We start from the raw sequence: 3,740 nt of genomic DNA, 5'->3' as shown, positions 1-3,740 counted from the left end.
CCGCATCAGGACAGACAGCCACACGCTCCTCGACAAGCCGATGAATCGTCGCAGCATCCGGATACGGACCAGCCACACCGTTCCACTCGACCAACACCTCCCGCCGCTCCCCCACCGTGAGCATGTTGAGATCGGCGATGCGAGCGCCGGGCGATTCCACCAAGGAGATCAGCAGGCTCTCAAGGTGGCCGGCCATGCGCTCGATCGTCTTCGCGTCGAACCTGCTCCGGTCGTAGACGAAACGGAACTCCAGGGCCCGGCCCGCCGATACGACGAGGGTCAGCGGGTACCCGGTGCGCTCCACACAGTTGACCAGGCGCCGCGTCAGTCCCTCGGGGAAGTCCGACGGCTTCTGCACCACCGGGTAGTTCTCGAAGACGAGGATCGACCGGAACAGCGGCTCGCCGCGCGGGATCCTGCTGTGCTTCTGGACATCGACGAGGTGACAGTACTCCCACTGCCGCATGTCCAGTTGTTCGTCCTGGAGATCCCTCAACCACTCGGAGACCACCAGGTCGCCCGTGAGCCGGCCGCGTACCGGCAGCGTGTTGATGAACAGGCCCATCATCGACTCGACGCCGGGCAGATCGATCGACCGGCCCGAGATGGTGGAGCCGAACAGTACCTCGTCCTGGCGGCTGTACCGCGAGAGCAGGACCGACCACAGTCCCTGTACCAGTGTGTTCATCGTGACGCGCTGGGACTTGGCGTAGTCCCGGGCATGCGCGAACAGCTCTGCGGAGGCGACCACTTCGAACTCACCGACTCCGGTGTCACCGGTGTCCCGGTCGACGTGCAGGGCAGTGGGCTCGCTGACACCCGCCAGGTAGTCGGTCCAGAACGCCGCGGAGCCGTCGTCCTGCCGGGAGTTGAGCCACTCGATGTAACGGCGGTAGGGGACGGTCGGCGGCAGTCCGGCGGAAGTACCGTCGAGCAGGGCGCGGTAGAGGGCGAACAGTTCCTTCTGGAGGATCTGCACACTCCAGCCGTCGACAAGGATGTGATGGAACGACCAGACGACGATCCGGCGCTCCTCCTCCATCCGCAGCACGGTGACCCGGACCAGCGGGGCCCGTGAGAGGTCGAACCCCCGGTCCCAGTCCTCCGTCAGGAAGGTGCTCAGCTGCTCCTCCTGACCGGGCAGACCGCGCAGATCCCTCACTTCGAAGGGGAGGGGAGCCCGGCGCTGCACCACCTGGACCGGCTCCGACACTCCCTCCCACACGAACGCGCTGCGCAGGATCGAATGCCGGTCGACGAGCTGCTGCCATGCCGCTCCGAACAGCGTCTCGTCGAAGGGTCCTTCAACCTCCTCCGTCATCTGCACCATGTAGGGGCGCGTGTCGGAAGTGTCCTCCAGCGAGTGGTAGAGCATGCCGAACTGCAGGGGCGAGAGGCCGTAGACGTCTTCCACGTTGTGCGCACTCATATCGAGAACCTCTTCAGGATCGCGGCCATGTCGGCGTCACCGACATCGGTGAGGGGAACCCCGGGGGACTCCCGGCGGGCGTCGTCGGCTCCTCCGGCTCCTCCGGCACTGCCGGCAGTGCCGGCGATCAGCTCGCGCAGGTGGTCGACGACACCGGCGGCCAGGCGCTCGACCGTGCTCCGCTCGTGCAGCGCGGTCGAGTAGTTGATGTACAGGCCGAACGTGTCGCCTTCGACTGCGGCGGTCACGTCCAGCACGTTCCAGCGCATGCCGTCCGGGCTGATCGAGTGGCCCTTGGGCTCGTCGGGACCGGCATACCGCCCGATGCCCGGCAGGTCCCTGGTGAACTGCCCCAGGTAGTTGAAGTTCACTTCCGGAGTGGGCTGCCGACGCAGTTCGGCGGCCACGTCCGGGGCGCCGAGGTGGCGCAGGATGCCGTAGCCGACACCCTTGTTGGGGATCCGCGCCACCTGCTCGCGGACGGACTGGAGCGAGGCCACCGGATCGGTGGCTCCCGGTGCCAGGCGTAGCGCGACGGGGAAGACGGACGTGAACCATCCGACCGTTCGCGACAGATCCACGTCCGGGAACAGGTCCTCGCGGCCGTGTCCCTCCAGACCGATCAGGGTCTCGTCGTCCCCCGTCCAGTCACGGAGGGCATGCGCCAGTGCGGTGAGCAGCGCGTCGTTGATCCGGGTGCTGAAGACCCGTGGCACGTCCCGCAGCAGGGCACGCGTCTCCTCGGGGCTGAGCGCCGCCATGACTGCGGCGGCGGATCCCAGATCATTGCGGCCGTCCCGGTCACGAGGCACCCGGCCGGCCGGTTTGGGCTCGGCCCAGTAGGCGTACTCGGCCCGTGCCTGAGCGGAGTCGGCGAAGTCGTTCAGCCGCTGGGCCCACGACCGGAACGACGTCGTCTTCGCAGGGAGCAGGGGCGCGAGGCCGGCGGCCCGCCGCTCGTAGCAACTGCCCAGGTCCTCCAGGAGGATCCGCCAGGACACACCGTCGACCGCCAGGTGGTGTACGACCGTGAGCAACCGCTGCCCGCGCTTCGGTCCCAACTCCAGCAGGGCGGCCCGCAGCAACGGGCCCTTGGCCAGGCCGAGGCTCTGCTGCGTCTCCTCCGCGATGTCCAGCGAAACCTGTGCCAGGGACTCGTCCGGGACTCCCGACAGGTCGTGCACGTCGAGGATGTCGGTGTCCACGGTCTCGTCCAGGTACTGCCGCCAGCCGTCGGGCCCGTCCACGCAGCGCAGGCGCAGTGCGTCGTGGTGCTCGATCAGGTCAGCCAGCGCGAGCCGCAGCACGTCCGGGGCGAGCCCGTCGGTGACGAGAAGCTCGGCCTGGTTGAAGTGGTCGAACGTCGGCAGGTCCTTCTCGAAGAACCAGTGCTGGATCGGTGTCAGCGGGACCTCGCCCGTCACGCGGCCCTGCTCCGCGTCGACCGGCGTGGCCGCAGCGGCGTGGACCGCGATCTCGGCGATCGTCTGGTTCTTGAAGATCAGGCGCGGAGTGAGGTGCACGCCGAACTTCTTGGCCCGAGCGATCATCTGAATGCTGACGATCGAGTCCCCGCCCAGTTCGAAGAAGTTGTCGTGGATGCCGACGGTGTCGATCCCGAGGATCTCGGACCAGATCGCGGCAAGGGTGCGCTCGGTGTCCGTCCGGGGTGCGGTGTAGGTGGTGGCGAGTTCGGGGCGGTGGTGGTCGGGCGCGGGGAGGGCTTTGGTGTCGACCTTCCCGTTGGGTGTCAGGGGCAGGTGGTCGAGGGTGAGGTAGGTGCTGGGGACCATGTAGTCCGGCAGCTGCCGCTGGAGATGCGTACGGAGTTGGTGTGCGCTGGGTGTGTTGTCGGGAGTGGCGACAACGTAGGCGACGAGCTGTTTGTTGCCGGGTGTGTCTTCGCGGGTGGTGACGGCGGCGGTGTGGATGTGGGGATGGGTACTGAGGGCGGCTTCGATCTCGCCGAGTTCGATGCGGTATCCGCGCAGCTTGACCTGGTTGTCGATCCGCCCGATGAACTCAAGCGTGCCGTCGGGCCGCCACTTCACCAGGTCCCCGGTGTGGTAGACCCGCGGGTCGGGCCGGGGCGGAGTGAGGGGGTTGGGGGTGAAGCGTTCGCAGGTGAGGTCGGGCCGGTTGTGGTAGTGCCGGGCCAGACAGATACCGCCCAGCAGGGCGTGCCCGGGGATCCCGACGGGTGCGGGCTGGTTGTGGTGATCGACGACGTAAGCGGTGGTGTTCGTGACCGGCCGGCCCAGCGTCGTGGTGCCCCCGTGCGGATCGGGCTGTGTCGTCAGGCTCATCACGT

2 protein-coding genes are annotated in these 3,740 nt (G+C 67.7%); both read right to left on the bottom strand.

Annotated features, from left to right (window positions below; translation table 11 throughout):
- On the bottom strand, positions 1-1,429 hold a 1,429-nt coding region (locus AADR41_RS41525; RefSeq protein ID WP_342287618.1), incomplete at its 3' end, for a condensation domain-containing protein.
- Positions 1,426-3,740: condensation domain-containing protein (locus AADR41_RS41520; protein WP_342287616.1), on the bottom strand; the 2,315-nt coding region annotated here is incomplete at its 5' end. The genes AADR41_RS41525 and AADR41_RS41520, both read right to left, overlap by 4 nt.

The sequence above is a fragment of the Streptomyces sp. CLV115 genome, assembly GCF_038448545.1.
Taxonomy (GTDB): domain Bacteria; phylum Actinomycetota; class Actinomycetes; order Streptomycetales; family Streptomycetaceae; genus Streptomyces; species Streptomyces sanglieri.
The sequence above is the reverse complement of the archived record's forward strand: the minus strand, read 5'-3'. Positions and strand labels throughout refer to the sequence as shown.